18 protein-coding genes and 1 tRNA gene are annotated in these 19,515 nt (G+C 42.6%); 9 read left to right on the forward strand and 10 right to left on the reverse strand.

Annotated features, from left to right (window positions below; all coding sequences use genetic code 11):
• From J2W55_RS10270 to J2W55_RS10300, 7 genes are all read left to right on the forward strand, one after another.
• On the forward strand, positions 1 to 378 hold the full coding sequence (locus J2W55_RS10270) for a four helix bundle protein (RefSeq protein WP_310095222.1): 378 nt from the start codon (positions 1 to 3) through the stop codon (positions 376 to 378).
• A gap of 37 nt (positions 379 to 415) precedes the next feature.
• On the forward strand, positions 416 to 1,372 hold the full coding sequence (gene metF / locus J2W55_RS10275) for a methylenetetrahydrofolate reductase [NAD(P)H] (RefSeq protein WP_310095224.1): 957 nt from the start codon (positions 416 to 418) through the stop codon (positions 1,370 to 1,372).
• A gap of 81 nt (positions 1,373 to 1,453) precedes the next feature.
• Positions 1,454 to 2,011 (forward strand): hypothetical protein, encoded by a 558-nt coding sequence (locus tag J2W55_RS10280; RefSeq protein ID WP_310095226.1) that lies wholly within the window; start codon positions 1,454 to 1,456, stop codon positions 2,009 to 2,011.
• 375 nt (positions 2,012 to 2,386) lie between these two features.
• Positions 2,387 to 2,896 (forward strand): hypothetical protein, encoded by a 510-nt coding sequence (locus J2W55_RS10285; RefSeq protein ID WP_310095228.1) that lies wholly within the window; start codon positions 2,387 to 2,389, stop codon positions 2,894 to 2,896.
• Between the two features lie 154 nt (positions 2,897 to 3,050).
• Positions 3,051 to 3,536: a hypothetical protein gene (locus J2W55_RS10290; RefSeq protein ID WP_310095230.1), complete on the forward strand. Its 486-nt coding sequence runs from the start codon at positions 3,051 to 3,053 to the stop codon at positions 3,534 to 3,536.
• 83 nt (positions 3,537 to 3,619) lie between these two features.
• Complete coding sequence (locus J2W55_RS10295; protein ID WP_310095232.1) at positions 3,620 to 4,294, forward strand: sensor histidine kinase; 675 nt, start codon at positions 3,620 to 3,622, stop codon at positions 4,292 to 4,294.
• Positions 4,295 to 4,336: 42 nt separating this feature from the next.
• The gene (locus J2W55_RS10300) at positions 4,337 to 4,990 is read left to right on the forward strand and encodes a response regulator transcription factor (RefSeq protein ID WP_310095234.1); all 654 of its coding nucleotides are present in this window, start codon (positions 4,337 to 4,339) and stop codon (positions 4,988 to 4,990) included.
• A 6-nt stretch (positions 4,991 to 4,996) separates the two neighbouring features.
• Here the strand turns inward: J2W55_RS10300 and J2W55_RS10305 are convergent, their stop codons facing one another.
• Positions 4,997 to 5,893, reverse strand: a complete 897-nt coding sequence (locus tag J2W55_RS10305; protein WP_310095237.1) for an AraC family transcriptional regulator — start codon at positions 5,891 to 5,893, stop codon at positions 4,997 to 4,999.
• A gap of 125 nt (positions 5,894 to 6,018) precedes the next feature.
• On the opposite strand from J2W55_RS10305, the gene J2W55_RS10310 reads away from it, so the two are divergent.
• Entirely contained in the window at positions 6,019 to 6,840 is an 822-nt protein-coding gene (locus J2W55_RS10310) for a phytanoyl-CoA dioxygenase family protein (protein WP_310095239.1), read from the forward strand.
• A gap of 1 nt (position 6,841) precedes the next feature.
• Here the strand turns inward: J2W55_RS10310 and J2W55_RS10315 are convergent, their stop codons facing one another.
• The 6 genes from J2W55_RS10315 to J2W55_RS10340 are packed head-to-tail and all read right to left on the reverse strand — an operon-like array spanning position 6,842 to position 13,210.
• Positions 6,842 to 7,834, reverse strand: coding sequence for an L-histidine N(alpha)-methyltransferase (locus tag J2W55_RS10315; protein WP_310095242.1), 993 nt, complete (start codon positions 7,832 to 7,834; stop codon positions 6,842 to 6,844).
• Between the two features lie 21 nt (positions 7,835 to 7,855).
• Entirely contained in the window at positions 7,856 to 9,004 is a 1,149-nt protein-coding gene (gene egtB, locus J2W55_RS10320) for an ergothioneine biosynthesis protein EgtB (protein ID WP_310095245.1), read from the reverse strand.
• Between the two features lie 4 nt (positions 9,005 to 9,008).
• Positions 9,009 to 10,580 (reverse strand): ABC transporter permease/substrate-binding protein, encoded by a 1,572-nt coding sequence (locus J2W55_RS10325; protein WP_310095248.1) that lies wholly within the window; start codon positions 10,578 to 10,580, stop codon positions 9,009 to 9,011.
• Positions 10,573 to 11,532, reverse strand: a complete 960-nt coding sequence (locus tag J2W55_RS10330; protein ID WP_310095249.1) for an ABC transporter ATP-binding protein — start codon at positions 11,530 to 11,532, stop codon at positions 10,573 to 10,575. The genes J2W55_RS10325 and J2W55_RS10330 overlap by 8 nt, the downstream gene beginning before the upstream one ends.
• A 9-nt stretch (positions 11,533 to 11,541) precedes the next feature.
• The gene (locus tag J2W55_RS10335) at positions 11,542 to 12,927 is read right to left on the reverse strand and encodes a mercuric reductase (protein WP_310095251.1); all 1,386 of its coding nucleotides are present in this window, start codon (positions 12,925 to 12,927) and stop codon (positions 11,542 to 11,544) included.
• Between the two features lies 1 nt (position 12,928).
• Entirely contained in the window at positions 12,929 to 13,210 is a 282-nt protein-coding gene (locus tag J2W55_RS10340; RefSeq protein ID WP_310095254.1) for a DUF427 domain-containing protein, read from the reverse strand.
• A 194-nt stretch (positions 13,211 to 13,404) separates the two neighbouring features.
• On the opposite strand from J2W55_RS10340, the gene J2W55_RS10345 reads away from it, so the two are divergent.
• Positions 13,405 to 13,476, forward strand: a tRNA-Glu gene (locus J2W55_RS10345).
• A gap of 344 nt (positions 13,477 to 13,820) precedes the next feature.
• Here J2W55_RS10345 and J2W55_RS10350 read toward each other — a convergent pair.
• The 3 genes from J2W55_RS10350 to J2W55_RS10360 are packed head-to-tail and all read right to left on the reverse strand — an operon-like array spanning position 13,821 to position 19,455.
• A complete protein-coding gene (locus J2W55_RS10350; protein WP_310095256.1) occupies positions 13,821 to 14,903 on the reverse strand; it encodes an efflux RND transporter periplasmic adaptor subunit in 1,083 nt (360 codons plus the stop codon).
• Positions 14,900 to 18,064, reverse strand: coding sequence for an efflux RND transporter permease subunit (locus J2W55_RS10355; protein ID WP_310095258.1), 3,165 nt, complete (start codon positions 18,062 to 18,064; stop codon positions 14,900 to 14,902). Before J2W55_RS10355 ends, J2W55_RS10350 begins: the two co-directional genes overlap by 4 nt.
• Positions 18,061 to 19,455, reverse strand: coding sequence for a TolC family protein (locus J2W55_RS10360; RefSeq protein WP_310095260.1), 1,395 nt, complete (start codon positions 19,453 to 19,455; stop codon positions 18,061 to 18,063). Before J2W55_RS10360 ends, J2W55_RS10355 begins: the two co-directional genes overlap by 4 nt.
• Positions 19,456 to 19,515: the final 60 nt, after the last annotated feature.

The following is a 19,515-nucleotide window of genomic DNA, read 5'->3' on the forward strand; positions in this document are numbered from 1 at the left end:
GTGGAAAAGAAAAAAATGGTATATACTGATTTAGACGTTTGGAAAGAAGCAAGAGCTTTAGTTAAACTTGTTTATACAAGCTTAGTTAATTTTCCAAAGGACGAAATATTTGCTTTACAATCACAAATTAAACGCGCTGCTATATCTATTCCATCTAACATAGCGGAAGGATCAGGAAGAAATCACGGAAAGGATTCCTTACAATTTTTTTATATTGCCAGAGGTTCAGCTTATGAATTAGAAACACAGTTTTATCTTTCTTTTGATCTTAATTTTATACCAAAGGAGTTATTGGATGTTTTACTAAATCAACTTGAAAAGGTAAGAAGATTATTAGCTGGACTCATTAATTATTACAAGTCAAACTTAGCGAAATAGGGAAGTTTCACGCAACCCGAAACACGCAACCCGAACCATGAAAATAACAGAACACATCGCAAACGCCAACGGCAAAACACTTTTTTCTTTTGAACTGATACCGCCTTTAAAGGGACAAAGCATACAGGGTATTTATGATGCTATTGACCCTTTGATGGAGTTTAAGCCGCCGTTTATTGATGTAACATCACTGCGTGAGGATTATATTTATAAAGAGCATTCGAATGGCTTACTGGAAAAGCTGAGCTATCGTAAGCGTCCCGGCACTATAGCTATTTGTGCCGCCATCATGAATAAGTATAAGGTTGATACGGTTCCGCATTTATTGTGTGGCGGCTTTACCAAAGATGAAACGGAGAACGGGTTGGTTGACCTGCAGTTTTTAGGTATTGAGAATGTGTTGGTATTACGTGGCGACGCAAGGCGGGGCGATGCCTCCTTTGTACCTACGCCTAACGGGCACAATTACGCCACTGACCTGCTGCAACAAGTGGTAAATATGAACAACGGGATTTATCTTCATGAGCATAGCGACAGCAGCCTTAAAACCGATTTTTGTATTGGTATTGCCGGTTATCCCGAAAAGCACTTTGAGGCTCCCAATCTTAAAACCGATTTTAAGTTCCTGAAACAAAAGGTTGATATGGGCGCCAATTTTATTGTTACCCAAATGTTTTTTGACAATCAGAAATATTTTGATTTTGTAAATAATTGCCGGGCAAACGGTATCAATGTGCCTATTATACCGGGGTTAAAGCCCATTACAACATCAAAGCAACTGGTTAATCTGTCAAAAACATTCCACATTGATATGCCCGAAGACCTATGCGATGCGATAAATGGCTGCAAGTCGGAAAAAGACGTAAAAGACATGGGGATAGAGTGGATGATAAACCAATGTAAGGAACTAATAAAGTTTGGCGTACCGGTATTGCATTTTTATACCATGAGTAACGCCGGCCCTACCAGGCGCATAGCCGAAGCAATATTTTAAACGGCTATACTGTAACTATTTGGAGGATAAACTGATCAAAAATTTATATTTTTAATTTATTATCCTTTATAATATTTACCCATGGACATTTTTAGCCATATCAAATCTGTTATTGGTATTATTTTAGGTCTTAGTATAACACACCTGTTAAGAGGGGCGGCCAAGCAAATTCAGCATCCCGGGCGTAGTAAACCCTATTGGGTACACTCCATGTGGTCGTTTTACCTGTTTATTTTACTGCTTCATTTTTGGTGGTGGGAATTTAACTTGCATGATATTAAGCATTGGGTATTTGCAGAGTACCTTTTTGTAATTATTTACATTGTAATTTATTATAGCGTTTGTGCCTTATTGTACCCAGACGATCTGAAAGATTATAAGGACTATGAAGACTACTTTTACTCCCGCAGAAAATGGGTATTCGGCATACTGGGGTTTAGTTATTTAATGGATATAATTGACACGCTGATCAAGGGCGAGGCTTATATACATCATTATGGCATTGAATACCCTATTCGTAATGTTAGTCACTTTGTGCTGTGTATGGTAGCTATGAAGGTAAACAACAGAATATTTCACTCCGTATTGGTGATCACTTTTATAGTATATGAGTTTTCGTATATATTACGATTATTTTAAAAGGGCCGTAACGCTGCGGCTCCTTTTGTTTTTTATGGCGGCTATTAGTTTACTGTCCATATAATCTTCACTAATAATTAAATGCCAACTATTTACAACACTAACAAGTATTGTATATCAAATACTGTATTTAATAATCAGCATAATAAGTATCAATATTAGCTTGCGTAATACTACAGTTTTTAATGCGTAAAACTACGTGATATTATTACGCTACTTATTGCCTGTCTTTCATAACTGATTTATTATCAATGTAATAATACAAAACGAAGAAGAAAATTAGGCTTGCGCTGGTATTTGTGATTGTTGAAATAACTCCTAATTAGTGTTAGTTTTATGAATATTAAACCCCATACCTACATTAATTAAATCATTATGGAAACAACAACAGAAGTAAAACAACAAAGAGGACTAATAACCGGTAATGAAGGCGCGGTAATAAGCCTTGAGGATGCCGCCGCATTTACAGCCAATCACAGGAGCCGGAGCCCTAAAGGAGCGGCCATTTCGCAATTTTTTGGTCAGGTTATATTACATAAAATACTTGATCAGCCAGGGTGCTTGGGTATTCGCATTTATTATGCTAACAGGCAATACCTGAACGGTTTCCAGCGCTTTTTTGTAGCAATAGGTAACTTCTTTATAAAAACAATTGCGAATGCCAATGGGGATATGCGCTTTGTAATATCCGGCGTTACCGAAGACGGCGAAGATATGCTGCCTGCTGATATGAAAGGCGGAACCGCTATTTCAACAACTTTTTCGACCACAGAAAAAACGTTTAAGCTTATGGCCGCGGCTCAGACAAGCGTAGTGGGCGATCAATCTTACCCTTGTCCCGGCTCTGAGGGCTGCCCTAAAAATGTGTTAACCGGAAATCAATAACTATAAAATGTCAGTAGGGTTAATACTTGTCTTGATTTCCTCGATATCGGGTTTTTTTCCGGTTGTCACGGCATGGTATAACTATAGGCATCTTGATAACGTATTGAAAATAGCAGCTCTTTTTTTTCTTATAACATCTGTTTTTGATCCTGCTATGTGGTTGTTAGCAAAAAGCGGTTCAAGAAACACCATGTGGATGCTTCATCTTAATGTATTAGTGTCCCTCTCCTTTTATACCATAATTTATTATAAGTTATTTATTAAGCCTATTCATAAAAAGATCACCATCGCGGTAGCAATAATAACCTTATTTATTATGCTGTATTTTAACAGAAGTTTGGATGAGTATCCGTCAGTATCAAACACAACATTAAGTGTACAGATGATATTGTTATCACTGATCTATTTCTATCAGTTACTAAATCCCTTAAAGTTTATTGATATTGAAAAACAAAGTCTTTTCTGGATAAATGCAGGAGTGCTTATATATTACTCGGTTAATATCTTTCTTTTTATGATATTTACACAAATACCAGTTGATGACCGGCACAACTATTACATTATTAACAGTATAACTAACATTATTGCCAACATTTTATTTTCAGTAGGATTATTTTGCAAACCCCAGAAAACAACCTGATCCCGGTATTAATTATTGGGACTTTGGTAGTTGTTGTATTAATTACTTGTTTGTTTTTCTTCGTGATCATTTACCAGCGCAGAATGATAAAAAGTCAGGTAGAATTACGCGCATTGCATGACCAACGGCAGGGCGATTTGATGAACGCTGTTTTTGAAACACAGGAAAGCGAACGCAAGCGTCTTGCCGAAGATTTACATGACAGTGTTGGGCAGGTACTATCAACCATAAAGCTTAATTTGCACCGGCTCGATAAAAATTGTGTAAGCGAGGCTACCCAGCCTTTACTGGCCGATACCCGTAAACTTACTGATGAGTGCATACAGGAAATACGCAACATTATTCATAACGTTTTGCCCCCCGTACTTACTGACTATGGTTTTTTAGTAGCAATTGAAGCTTTGAGCAATAAAGTAGAACAAGGCACGCACATTAAGGTAAAGTTCGACAAAAAGATCACCGACCAGCGGTTTCCCCATGAAATTGAACTGGCCCTTTACCGTATAGCGCAGGAGCTTTTTGGAAACGCTATCAAACACTCCGACGCTACGGTAATACACCTGTCTGTTAGCCAGGAAGCCGGCTATATGGTAATGGAGTTTAAAGATAACGGCGTGGGCTTTAAGTTAAATGAAGTAAAGCAAGGGTTCGGTATTAAAAACCTTGAAAGCCGGGTACAGCTGATAAATGGCGAGATCAACATTTACAGTAAGCCCTTAGGCGGCACACTTACAACTATAAAATTAAAAATAGCATAGTTTATTTCTTTAAACTATATTTAGCCAACTATTTGGTATACAATGGGTACAATTAAATTAGGCATCGTAGATGATCATAAAATTTTTAGGAATGGTTTAAAAGCAACCTTAGAAGATTGTGAGGATTTTAACCTGATACTTGAAGCTTCCAATGGCAAAGAGCTGATAGGTTTGCTAACTGACAAGGTTCCTGATGTGCTGTTAATGGATATAAAAATGCCCGAGATGGATGGCATTCAAACAGCCACTTATGTGCACCAGCATTACAAACATGTTAAAATATTGGCACTATCCATGTTTAATGAGGATAAATATATTGTTGATATGATGAAGGCAGGTGCGTCTGGCTATTTACTTAAAAATGCCGAACCGGAGGAAATTATTGAGGCGATATCAACCGTTTATCACAAAGGGTTTTATTTTAATGAACACCTGTCAATAACCCTTATTAAACAATTGGTTGTTAATGACCATGCCGAGATCTCCAATAACAAGGCAGATCTTAATGAACGCGAAATAGAGGTGTTGAAACTGGTATGCCAGGAATGCTCAAACCAGGAAATAGCCGATAAGATTTTTCTGAGCGTACGCACTGTTGAGGGTTACCGCGCCCGTTTGTTTGAAAAAACCTGTTCAAAAAACCTGGTAGGCCTGGTTATTTACGCTATAAAACGTGGCATAATCAATGTATCCTGAGCCCTTTCAGGCAGATTGCTTTTTATCGCCGTTGATAAGGTTGCGCATAAACCTTTTACGGTAATTTAGCGGACTTAACTGCATTTTAGCCTTAAACATCTTATAAAAGTGCGATACGTCGCCAAAGCCGCTTTCAAACGAGATCTCTGAAATTGGCTTATCAGTTTGAACCAATTGCTGTATGGCGTAATTTAACCTGTACTCAATGATAGTTTCCATAAATGTTTTGCGGGTTACTTTTTTAAAGTATTTGCAAAACGCGTTGGTGGTCATGTTGGCTATACTTGCGGCAGCATCAAGCGAAACCTGCTTCCTGAAATTTTCAACCAGATAAGCCAGTACCGGGTTTATCCGCTCGCGCTCGGCTAAAGTGCGTTCAGCTATTACCCGGTGCTGATCAAGAAGTATGTACTCGTCTGACGATGCCAGGCGCTGTAGAACTTCCAACAAACATATCAATATCCTGAAATTGCTTTTTTCTTCAACAAGTTCCCGCAACAGGTGATTTACCTCTACCTGGGTGTCCGAATGAAACAAAATTCCACATCCGCTTCTTTGAAAAAGCTTTTTTATGTGCTGCAGCTCAAATTTGTTAAAAAAATCATCGCCCAAAAAAGCATCATTAAACTGTATAACTATAGCACAGGCTTCTTCGGGAGATACCTCCCCGGGTTCAAGCTTCCAGCAGTGGGGCAGGTTTGGGCCAAGCAGTACAAGATCCCCTGAGACAAAGTCCTCCATATGGCTGCCAACATAGCGTTTGCCACTGCCTTTTATAACGCAAGTCAGTTCATATTCTTCATGAAAATGATAGGGGGCATCAAATGCCAGTTTATCAAATTTCCGAACCAGGAATGATTGACTATTTGCGGGTTGAACAACTTCGTACGAGGCCTTTATCATTGCTTATTTTAACATAAAAAACAAATTTTGGCAAAAATGGGATAAAATACGCCATAATTACGCCATTCGTTTCATTTTTCTTAACATAAAGATAAACTTACTTTGAGAAATAAACTAATAAAATTATGAATACACAGGTTGCCCATTTACCCGCGTTAGATAATTTAAAAAAATTGCCTCAGGAACTCATCCGGGAGTTTCACGAAAAGGGCCATACTTTGGTTAAAAATGTGCTTTCGAAAGAAGAAATTGATGCCTATCGACCCGTACTTGTTGGCGCTGCCGAGAGGTACAATACCGAAAAGCGCAAGCTTGAAGAAAGAGATACTTACGGAAAAGCATTTTTGCAGATCATGAATTTATGGCAGGTTGATGAAGGCGCGAAAAGGTTTGTGACAGCCAAACGTTTAGCAAAAATGGCTGCCGATTTAATGGGTGTTGAGAATGTAAGGTTATATCATGATCAGGCCCTGTTTAAGGAACCCGGAGGCGGGCCAACACCCTGGCACCAGGATCAGTATTACTGGCCAATTGATACCCATAATACAGTTACCATGTGGATGCCGTTGGTTGATATTGATATAAATATGGGCATGCTAACCTTTGCATCAGGATCATACGTGAACGGGGCTGTGTTTAACCATGAAATATCTGATGAATCTGAAACATTGTTTGATGATTATGTGAAAGACAAACAATTTGAGATCAGCAGAGCTCAAACCATGAAGGCCGGCGACGCCACCTGGCACCGTGGTTTCACCATACACAATGCGCCAGGAAATAATTCTGATAAAATGCGCGAAATAATGACCATTATTTACGTAGCAGATGGCGCAAGGATCACTCCATACAAAAATGAATGGCAAAAGAACGACCATCATAAATGGCTGATGGGTAAACCGATCGGCGGTATAATAGATTCTGAGCTGAACCCAAAACTGCTTTAAATTATGCAGCTACCCAGATAGCGTCAATGAACCATTTTTTGGAATCAAAGAACTGGCCTACCGGCGTAAAACCGGCGTTTGTTGCTATTTGATCCGTTTGCGTTACGGTAAATTTTTGAGATATCTCCATATAAATATACTCGTCTTTTAAAAATGTAAAGGTTTCTTTACCATTTATGGTCACCTGCTGATCAACAGTGCTGATAAGATAGCTTTTGCAGGCTCCTGTTTCAGGATCATAGGTCGGGTAATGATCAAATTTGGTAATATCAAAATTTGCGTTTAACTCGCGGTTGATACGTGTTAAAAGATTAAGATTAAATTTTTTGGTGATGCCTGCTTTATCATTATAGGCAGCGAGCACAACTTTGGGGTCTTTTTTCAGATCCATTCCTATCAGCGCCATATCGCCCTGCGATAAATGTTTTCGCAGTTCGCGGCAAAATTCAATGGCGTCATTTATGGGCATATTGCCAATATTTGACCCTAAGAACAAAACCACCTTGCGCCGTGATGAAATAGAGGCGGCCTTTGTTAGCATGTGAAAATACTCGCCGTTAAGCCCGGTTATTTGCAAGCCAGGCAGGGTAACCGGTAAAGTTATATTGAGGTATGATATTACATTTTCAGAAATATCAATAGGCAGGTAGGTAAAATCAGCGTTTTTTGACAATAAATACTTGAGCAGATAAGTTGATTTCATGGCGTCGCCTGCACCTAACTCTATCAGGTCAAAAGCATCGCCATCGGCAATAATTGCGTTGGCGATCTCGGCGGTTTTTTCTGAAAATATTTCCAGCTCGCAATTGGTTGGATAATATTCAGGACTGTTCATTAGTTCCTGAAAAAGCTTATCGCCATTAGCATCATAAAAATATTTTGAATTTAACCGCTTGGGTGTTGATCTTAAACCGGCTATCACATCATCATAAAACAAGTCGATTTTTGTTTTTAATGAGTCGTTCAATTCAGTTTGCGTTAAGGTTGAGCCCATATCTTTGTGTTTTATTGCTATTTACTTTGCAAGCCTTATGCCAGTAAATTGCCAGCGTAAATGTGTTTGAAAAAAATTGCGATAAGTAATGCGGCTATGTCCTGGCGATGTAGCTTCGGATGCGCCACGCAGCACTTTCTGATTCACCATAAATTTGCCGTTATATTCGCCAATGGCCCCGGGCGCTTTGGCAAAGCCAGGGTATGGCAAATAGGCGCTTTCTGTCCACTCCCAGCTTTTACCCCAGCTAAATTTTGTTGCGGCGGCTTCCCATTCAAATTCGGTAGGGAGCCTCAGGTCTTTCCATGCCGCATAGGCATAGGCCTCAAAATAACTGATATGACATACCGGCTCTGTTAATTTAATGGGTTCAAGACCATGAAAAGTGTAATTGTGCCATTCATCATCAATCAGGTGCCAGTAAAGCGGGGCCTCAACTTTATTGTTTCTAACCCAGTCCCAGCCTTCGGCATGCCAATGGCGAAAATCATGATAGCCACCACTATTGATAAATTCCAGATATTCGGCATTGGTTACCAGATTGGGGCTTATTTTATAACTGTTTAAATAAACTTTGTGACGGTTAAGCTCATTATCAAAGCAAAAGCCCTCGCCGGAAAACCCTATATTATATACGCCCTCTTGCATGTCAATAAACCGGGCATCATCGGTTTCAACTTTTGGGGATACATAAGTTGTTGAATAAGGCGGGAACAGCGGGTTGTGCCCAAGGATATATTTAATATCAGTGAGTAATAGTTCCTGGTGCTGTTCCTCATGGTTAAAGCCCAGGATAATAAGTTCCCTGACATCGTCTGCGGGTGCCACACTCAGAAATTTCTCCATAGCCTCATCTACATACGCCCGGTATTGATAAATATCATTAACCGTTGGGCGGCTTAAGTTTCCCCTGTCGGTACGGATTACGCGGTTGCCAACGGTTTCGTAGTAGCTGTTAAATACATAATTATAGCTTGGGTTAAACTCCTGGTAGCCCATAAAATAAGGTTTCAGGATAAAAGTTTCAAAAAACCAGGTAGTGTGCCCTATATGCCATTTAGGAGGACTAACATCAACTACAGGCTGTACAACGTAATCTTCTGTTTGCAAAGGACTGCAAATATATTCCGTACGCTGACGAACTTTTTTATAACAATCGGCTAAATTCATGAAACTACTTACTATTCAAATATCGTTTAAGGTTAGAAATTGTTTTAATATGTAAACTTTTTGCCTGCTGTTCTCTCATCATTATAGCATAAGCATTGTTAAAACCAATAGGCTTTAGCCACTTTATCTCATATCTTTTTTTAAACTCCTGCTGCACATAACTGTAAGTACTATCTTTATTTTTTGTTACCTTATTAATTATATCCGGCGAAGCCTGCAAAATGGCCAGCAGACCTGTGCCGGTATATTCCGGGTAAAAATCTATCTGATCATTAGTAAGGGCATCAAAACATATTTTAGTACCGCCCAACCCGGTTTTTGTTGATACATCATAATTGGTATATCCCTTTATGAGTATGCTATACATATTGGTCAGGATGTATTGTTCGCCAAAAATTTTTGATCCTATACGAACCATGCCCGCAGTGCCACCCTGGGCAGGCCTGTACAGTTTATTGGTTACTAAAAAATCCTTAGCCACGCGTTCGGGGCTTTGGTGAAGATAGTCAGTCCGGTAGTTTAAATCCGTCATTACGGAATCATTTATTTTGCCCGATAGTAAATTCAACGTTTTTTCAAGCTCGGGAAATTTTTTCAAAGCGTCTTCCCGTACAATAGGCGCCGCGTAATATGGCGGGAAAATGTGCTTGTCGTCATCCAAAACTATCAGGTCATATGCTTTTAACCGCCCGTCTGTTGAGTAACCGCTAATAACATCCAGTTGTTTTTCATAAGCCGCTTTATACATCACCGCATCGCTGATCACGATAGTATGGATCTTTAAGCCGTATTTACTTTCCAAACCAAGGTTGCCATCCTGCCTGCCCATAAACTCGGGCGTAAAACCGGCGGTGAGCTTGCCGCCATAAGCAGTTGGTATAAAATAGAATGAGGACAATAATACCAGTACTACAGGTAAAGCATAACTACTACTCTTTATTTTTTTAAAATTGAGCCGCTGTACTCTTGATAACAGGAAATCAAAAATAATGGCCAGCAAAGCCGCCGGAATAGCTCCTGCCAGTATCATATTGGTATTGTTAAGAGATATACCGCCAAAAATAAACTCACCAAGGCCTCCAGCGGCGATATAGGAGGCCAGTGTGGCAACACCAACGTTGATCACCGTAGCAGTACGAATACCGGCTAAAATCACCGGCATAGCCAGCGGGAGCTCTGCCCTGAACAATATTTGCCATTTATTCATACCCATAGCTACAGCGGCCTCTTTTACGGCAGCATCCACGCCGGTAATACCGGTGTACGTATTACGTATAATGGGAAGCAGGGCGTATAACAATAGAGCAACAATAGCCGGTTTGGCGCCTATGCCCAAAACCGGTATCATAAAACCCAGCAGTGCTATGCTTGGAATGGTTTGTAATATACCCGCAACGCCTAAAACCGAACCCGAAAGACGTTTTTTACGGGCAATGAAAATACCCAGTGGTAAGCCTACAAGCACCGCTATAAAAAGCGATATAAACGTAAGCCCGATGTGCTGCAGCGTTTGCATGCCAAGCTTATCGGCCTGTTGCTGCATAAACTCAAACAATGTTTGCTGACGCTCATTCATGCCGCTGCTTGTTTTTATATTGGTTAAAAGCTGCCATGAGTTGTTCAAAACCAATGGTTTTCACCTGATTATGCCCTTTGCTGATATTGATAGTTTCGGCATTAACAAACTTGAAATTTTCAAGCGCGGTCCATACATCGGTATCGGCAGACAACGTGGAATTGCCTTTTGTATGCTGATCAGGCAATAATTCCCATATATCTGTTAACCTGATAGCCTTAAATTCCAGCTGCAGGCGTTGATCTTTTAAAAACGTTTCAACAAATTTATCGGCAGGTTTAAATAACAGATCGGCCGGCGTGCCTGATTGAATGATTTTGCCCTTATCCATGAGGCATATACGATTACCCAATTCAAAGGCTTCCTGTACATCATGAGTAACCATGATGATGGTTTTCCTTTTAAGCTCATCAAGCGCCTTAAATTCTTTGTGGATGTTTGCCCTCGTAACATTATCCAATGCGCCAAATGGCTCATCCATTAGCAGCACCGGAGGATCAGATACCAGGGCCCTGGCAAGGCCAACACGCTGTTGCTGCCCGCCACTTAATTCATTAGGATAAACATGAAGGTAGTCCGTTGACAGGTGCAGTTTTTCAAGTAACTCGGCTGTCCGGCCGGCAATTTTCTTTTTGTCCCATTTTAATAAGTTTGGTACAATGGCAATATTTTCGGCCACGGTATAATGCGGAAAAAGGCCATTGTTCTGCAAAACATAACCAATACCCCGCCTTAATATCTCAGGTTGTTCATCGGCAATATTTTTACCGTTAATAAAAATATTGCCACTGGCTGGATCAATGAGCCGGTTGATCATTTTAAGCGTGGTGGTTTTGCCGCAGCCGCTGGTACCTAACAATATCAGGTTTTCCTGCTCTTTAACCTCAAAAGAAATGTTGTCGACAGCTTTAACCTTACCAAAATGCTTGCTTATGTTATCGGCCTTTATCATAATATGAAGCTAATCTTCCAAAGTCATAAACAGGTTATTCAATGATTCGGAATAAAGCGGATGAGCAAAAACACAATAACGTATACGGTCATAAGTAATACCACCTTCCATAGCCATTTGCAGCACGGTCATGATCTCGCCCCCCTCCGGCCCTAAAACTGTAGCTCCTAAAATTTCTTTAGTTTTGGTATCAACAATGGCTTTCATAAAACCACGGGTATCGCCGGTTTCAATAGCCCGGGCCACATGCGCCATTGGAAGCTTGACTACTTTGTAATTAAGCCCCCGTTCCCGGGCCTCAGTTTCGTTGATACCCACCCTACCTAATTGCGGATCGGTAAACATGCAATAGGGTACGGGCCTGTCATTGGTGCTCAGGTTCTGCTTTTCAATGAGGTTGCGATAAACAATAGTATAATCGTTGTAGGAAATATGCGTGAATGCAGGGCCGCCTGTTGCATCGCCCAGGGCATAAACACCTGAAGCAGTGGTTTCCAGCATATCGTTTACTTTAATGTTCCCTCTTTCATCTGTTTGAATACCGGCTTTCTGTAAGTTTAGGTCATTGGTTTGCGGCGTACGGCCGACAGCAATTAACACGTGTGAGCATTTGATCTGCTTGTCTTCACCATTACCTGAGGCGGTAACGGTTATTTTACCGTCGGCCTGCTGTTCAAATTTGGTAGCTTGCGTATTGGTGTATATGGTAACCGACTCCAATTCCAGTATTTTTTTCATTTCGACGGAGATATCCTCATCTTCATGAGATACTATCCTTCCTGATTTTTCAAGTATGGTAACATTGCTCCCAAACCGACGAAACATTTGTCCAAACTCTAACCCAATATAATTCCCCCCAAGAATTAATAAGTGCTCGGGAACATAATCCAGATCAAGTATGGTGGTTGAGGTAAGGTATTCAATATCATTTAATCCTTCAATTTGCGGAATAAATGGTTTGCCACCCGGATTTAAAAATATAAGGTCGGCTTCCAAGGTCTGCTCTGTGCCATCATTAAGACGTACCGAAACGATTTTATTACCGGTAAAAGTAGCCTCTCCATGTATAACGTCAAGATTTTCGGTTTTTTCGGCAGCCCGTAACCCCCCATTTCTTGACTTGAGTACGATCTCATCCTTGCGCCTTTTTATTTGCTCCATGTTAACCGAAAATTTCGCTACCGGCACACCAAGTTCCGCGCTTTTACCCGCCATATAAGCAGCTTTTGCCGATGCCACCATGGTTTTGGTTGGCGTACAGCCATCATTTACGCAAGTGCCCCCGTAAAATCGTTTTTCAATGATGGCGGTTTTTTTGCCTGCCAGGGCCATTTTTTTGGCCAGGGGCGCGCCGGCCTGACCGGCGCCTATGATAATGACATCGTATTTTTTCATGTTACGCGGTTATTTTAACGCCCTTCCAAAAAGCAACATAATTGGTAATATGGTTGGCTGCTTCTTTAGGTTGTGGATAAAACCAGGCCGCGTCCTGGTTTTTTTCGCCATTAACATTAAGCGTATAATAAGAGGCCAGGCCTTTCCATGGGCACACTGTATGAGTATCGGTATTTTCCAGATATTCGGCTTTTACGCTTTCTGGTGGAAAGTAGTGATTATTTTCAACTACAATAGTATCATTGCTTTCAGCTATGATCTGATCATTCCAAATTGCTTTCATGAGGTGTGGATTTTATTTATTTATAAAGATAGCTTTAACAATATAAAATTTGCAATGTATAGTGCCTGATTTTGTTTGAAAGGCCGGTAAAATACCCGCAATTGAGGTTAAAATATTTTTTTTAAATTTTATTTTTAAATTATCAGTAAAGCTATATCTTTGCAATCCCAAAACAAGGGAAACAAAATAAAAAAGGCCCGTTCGTCTAGGGGTTAGGACGTAAGATTTTCATTCTTGAAACAGGGGTTCGATTCCCCTACGGGCTACTAAAAACGATATCGAAAGATGCTAAAAACCTGCAAATCAAATGATTGCAGGTTTTTTTGTTTATGTCAAAATACCATTTTATGCACCAATTCGCAACCAAAAAGGTAGTAATTCGGTGCGTACCTAAATGGAAAAATGCTACGCACCGAATTGCCCATAATTAATTGACTATCAAGATGTTCAATAATTAAACGTCTTGATAATAGCAGGCTGCAAACTTACTTTTGTTTCACTTTTAAGCTTGTAATTATGAAAAGTAATTTCCATCTGCTTTTTTACCTGAGAAAGCAAAAAAACTACAAAGGCGGCCCTATGGCCGTCTACATGCGCATTAATTGTGCTACTATTTTACCTGAACGGTTGTTCCTTCTTTCAGTTCTTCATTTGCTTGTGCCACCAACTGGTCGCCGGGTTTCAAATCGCCTGAGATCTCGGTCTTTTCCTTGCCGGTGAACCCTGTTTTGACATCCACCCATTTGGTCTTTCCGTTTTCTACCCTGATCACAAACTTGCGCTCCTGTGTGGTCACAACGGCTTTAAAAGGAACAAGAAAGCCTTCTTTTGGGCGGCTGACAGGAAACACGATCTGCGCGAACATGCCAGGCTTCAGCAGGCCATTTGTATTTGGGAAAGTAAGTTCCCAGGTTTCGCTGCGGGTCTGCGGATCAATCGCATCCGATTTTCTGGCCAGCTTTGCTTTAAAGAGCTGCCCGGGATTGGCCGAAACCGTGAATGAAGCTTCATTATCTTTAAGTATAGTTGAGTTATAAACTTCCGGCACGGCTACATCCACCCTTAAAGATGAGTTATCCTCCACACGGAATAACAGTGTTTTGCCGGTATTATCTACAAAGTCTCCTTTAAAAACATTTCTTTCGGTTACTACACCATTAAAGGGCGAACGGATGACCAGGTAGTCCTGCATAGCCCCAGTTGCCAGCGCTGCCGAACGTGAAGCCTGGTAAACCGAGCTGTCTGTCCGCATCTGGTTGCGCGCGATCTCCAGTTCATTATCTGCTACGGCACCAGGTGTTTGTGCTGCTTTCAATAACCTTAAATAGGTTGACCTGCTCGACTCATATTTAGACTTCGTACCCATGCTGTTGCTCTGGCTTTGCGCTTGTGCCGCTTTTAATTCAGGCGCATCCAGGATACACAAAATCTGTCCTTTACTGACTTTTGAACCGATGTCTACTTTAACCTCTTTGACATAACCCGGTGTACGGGCATAAATGTTGGCACGGTCAAAGGGGATAATTTCGCCGGTTAAATTTAGTTTATTGGAAACCGGTTCCAGTTTCAGCGTGATCAGTTTAACCGCCGGTTTTTCAGGCAAACCCTGCGGGGCGGCTTTTTCGGCCTGATTGCCGCCACAAGCTGCTGACAGGCAAACCGGAACTAAGAATATATAATAGATAGCTTTCATGATTGATTTTCGGTTAAGAGATGATACTTACTTGCAGGATCATCCGGATCTAAAGAGATCATCGGCACAGGGCGGTTCCCGATGGATGACTGGTAAATTAAGGGCAATATGATCAGGCTGGAGAACATGGAAAAGATCAGGCCGCCGATCACCGCTGTTGCCAAAGGTGATGTCTGATCGCCGCCTTCGCCTAAAGCCAAAGCCATCGGGATCATCCCGGCGATCATCGCCAGACTGGTCATCAGGATCGGCCTGATCCGGTCTTTGATCCCCTGTAAATAGGGCTCATTGAGTTTTTCACTTCTATGTTTTTCCGCTTGCGTTACAAACAGGATGGCGTTGGCCACTGCCACCCCAATCGCCATGATACAACCCATATAAGATTGTATATTTAACGTTTTGCCGCAGATCCAAAGCAGTAGCAGGCTGCCTGCTAAAACGCCGGGAATTACTGAAATAATTACGAACGACAGCCGGAACGACTGGAAGTTTACCGCGAGTAAAAGGAAGACCACCACGATAGCCAGTAAAATGCCGTTTTGCAATTCCTGAAAAGTTTGCAAAAATACTTCTGCTTGTCCTGATTGCTGGATCTTCATACCCTCCGGCAACTTACCTGTTTCACCAATGATCTTATCAATATCGTGGATGGCTGAGCCTAGCGCTTTACCTTGCAGATTAGCGGTAATCGTAATAAAGCGTTTTTGATTGAGGCGGTCAAACTCACCCTCCGTATTCCCCATTTTCCAGGTCGCTACGTCCCGCATATATACCTGTTTACCATTGTTGGAACTTAACAGGATATTATCTACCTGCCCCGGATCATTCATGACCAGCTCAGGTATCTGTACCTGTACCTGGTAAGCCGTCCCGGCTGTTTTATCTACCCAGTAATTAGGCTGTGTAAAACGACTGGATGAGGTAGCTGCAGCCAGTGATTTACCGGCATCTTCTACGGTCAGGCCTAACTGTCCCAGTTTCACCCGGTCAAATTCAATTTTCATGGCAGGGTAACCCTGTGGTGCGCTGTAGGCTACATCCCGCAGGTATGGTAATGTTTTCAGCCGTTCAACGATCTTTTTTCCAAACTCACGATCCTGCGCCAGGCTTTTACCCAACACCTGTACCTGAATCGGTGTACCTGTTCCCTGGCTCATTACTTGTTCCACCAGATCAGCCGGTTCAAAAGAAATGTGCATTCCGGGCATTTGCGTGTTGACCGCCTGGCGTACCTTTTCCTTAAAATCATCCAGATGGACACCCGCACCTGAAATGAATTTAACTTTTAACAAAGCTTCTTCAGGCCCGCTGGTCCATAGATGGATTACGCTCACCGGGTAGCTTGAACCTACCAGTCCGACGTAGGCAGAGGAAATGGCGATCTTATCACCGCCGGAGAGGCTGTCGATCAGGTGCAGCAGCTGTTTTGTACTTTGCTCTGTCCGCTCAATACGCGTTCCTTCCGGTAACCGGAGCCTCACCTGGAACTGCCCGGCATCCACTTTGGGGAACAGCTCTTTACCAACGGTGAAGAAAAGCAGCGCCGCCAGGGCCATGGAAATTATAAGGTAAGCGGGTATCAGCACAGTCCTCCCAGGTGACAAACGATGTATCAGCTGTTCATGGCTTTCTTTAAAACGGGTCATCCGTTTACCTTCTTTGGCCACTCCGGCCAATTTATCTTTAAATAACCAATTGGCGATGACCGGCACAAAGGATTGCGATAACAGGAAAGAGGCGATCATCGCAAAGCCAACCGAAAGGGAAAGCGGCAGGAACATAGCTTTGGGGATACCCGACATAAAGAAAGCGGGGAAGAATACAGCCAGAATACATATCAGGATCAATAATTTGGGTAAGGCGATCTCTTTACAGGCTTCCAATATGGCCCGGCCTTTCAGTTCGCCCTTCTCCTGGTGATGGTGGATATTTTCTATGGTCACTGTGGCCTCATCTACCAATATGCCAATGGCGAGCGCCAGCCCACCCAACGTCATAATATTGATGGATTGCCCGAAAAGCTTCAGACAGATCACCGCTGAAAGCAAAGCCAGCGGTATGGTTAAAACAACAATGAGTGAACCGCGCCAGTCGCGCAGGAACAACAGCACCATTAAACCGGTTAATAATGCCCCTAAAATACCTTCTGTCATCAGGCTTTTTATGGAATTGATCACATAACCGGATTGGTCAAACTCATAGCTCACCTTAATATCAGCAGGTATCGCGGCCTGCATATCCGGTATAGCGGCTTTTACCTTTTGAACCACATCCCAGGTAGAAGCATCGGCCCTTTTAGTTACCGGAATATAAACCGAACGCTTGCCGTTAATGAGCGCATACCCTGCGGTAATATCAGCGCCATTGTCCACCTGCGCCAAATCATGCACATAAATAGAGGGACCACTGCCGGTTTTCACCGGAATATTGCCCAGGTCCTGAATATTATCTACCACCGTATTTTGCGGTGCTATGAGCATTTGGTCATTCACCCGCAGGTTACCTGCGGGGAGGATGGTGTTCCCTTTGGCAATGGCGGTGACCAGTTCCTCGGGACTGATGCCATAACTGCGCAATTTATTAGGATCGGCTTTGATCAGCACAGAGCGCTGGTTACCGCCAAATGGGGGCGGCGCGGAAACACCCGGCAGCGTGGAGAACATAGGCCTGACCTTAAATAATGCCAGATCAGACACTTCGGCTAAAGACCGCGTTGGACTGCTGAAAACCAGTTGGCCCACGGCGACACTGCCGCCGTCAAAACGGGTAACAAAGGGTGATACCGTTCCCGGCGGCATAAAGGCCCGTGCCCGGTTCACCATCGAAACAACTTCGCCGGTGGCTTGCCCCATATCGGTGCCTTCATAAAAGTTCAGCTTTAATAACGTGACGCCCTGTATGGTTTTACTTTCTACGGATTTAATGCCGGTTACGTACAAAAAGTGGTATTCATAATAAGAGGTCACAAAACCTTCAATCTGTTCGGCTGATAAACCGCCATAAGTTTGGGCCACGTAAATGGCCGGTGTCCCCAGCTTCGGAAAAATATCGATGGGCATGTTACGGATCGAAACGACAGAGAAGAAAACAATGGCAATGACGGCTACTATGATCGTAACCGGCTTTCTCAGGGAGCTGTATAGAAACTGGATGATGTTCATTTGCCGTATTGATTTAAAAACAGGTTGAGGCTGCCGCTATAAGCTGCCTCATTTAACAAAGCCCGCCAGGCACCATAATAAGCGATCTTCATGGTAGCCGCAGACTGAAACAAAAGTTGCTGCGCCTGGATCACGTCATAGTAGTTGATCAGCCCCGATTTATACCTGGATTGAATGGCTTTATAGGAATACTCGGCGGAATGGAACTGCTGCGGTGCCAGCCTGGCCGATTGTACCGCTTTTTGAAAGTTGGATGCCGCGATCTCCTTCTGGGAGTTCAGGTGCAGTTCTGTTTGTGCCAGCTGCTCCCGGGTGGATGCTGTTATGAGTTCCTGTTGTTTCCATAGCGGCTTTTGCCTGAAAATTTCCAGTATCGGGAAGGCGATCTGCGCGCCAACTCCGTAATTATACCGCTGAAAACGCCAGCCGTCACCGGAATTAACTGAACCATCAGCACCAATGCCTGAACCCCGGCCATAACCGGTGCTCCAGAGGGTTAGGCGTGGCAGGATATTTTTCTTTAAAGACTTTAAAGCCAGCTCATTTGCAGTGATGTTAGCCTTCCCCAATTGCACCTCCGGGTGATCGGCTGTTAAAGTATCAGCCAAAGCAACAACCGGAAGATGGCTGAATAGCGAAGAATCCGCGGGTAAACCAGACGGCAATTTGCCGCCTACCAATTCTTTTAAGGCGATCAACGTGGAATCCCTTTGCCGTTCAAAATTGATCAGCTGCATTTCTGCCCTGGTATATTCGGAATGAAAAGAAGAAGAATCGGTTCCCGGCCTTAAACCGCTAACGACTAAAGTTTGCGCCTGCTTCAGGTTAAAAGCCGATTTATCAATATTGGATTGATAAACTTTGATCAGGTCGCTGACCAGCAAATAATTTAACCAGGCATTTATTACATAAACCTGGTGCCGGAATAAGGTTAAATTCTCATCGGCCTGGCCATATTGCAGTTTACCTTTGGCCAGATCAATGTCGGCAGCTCGCTGGCCGAAAGTAATCGGTTCCCATTGCAGGTTGAGCGCCGCTGCGCTGCCGGGCACGCCGCTATAATCATTGCCCTTGCTGGGCGGGCCGCTGATCGGCGTGATATACTGCGGATAGATCATGCCGGTAATGTTATTCGCGGTCGCATAATCTACCTGGTAAGAAGCATTCAGCGAAGGAATCAAGCCATTTTGCTTGTACTTTACCGCGTATTGCAAAGCCTGGGTTTGCAGCCTTTTGGCTTTAATCAGGGGGTAATTGGCTGTTGCGGTATGGAGCAGGGAATCAAGGTAAGGCTTATTTTGCGCGTAACTTCGCTCAGACAGCAAAAAGCAAATGAGCAGACCTGAGATCAGGCTGATCTTGGGAGAGGCGGTTAAAACGGAATATTTCATAGCTGGAAATCCAGTACTGTATTTGTAATCACAATGCTATAAGAATTTCAGCCTGCAAAA

It is taken from the genome of Mucilaginibacter pocheonensis, from assembly GCF_031456535.1.
Lineage (GTDB): Bacteria > Bacteroidota > Bacteroidia > Sphingobacteriales > Sphingobacteriaceae > Mucilaginibacter > Mucilaginibacter pocheonensis.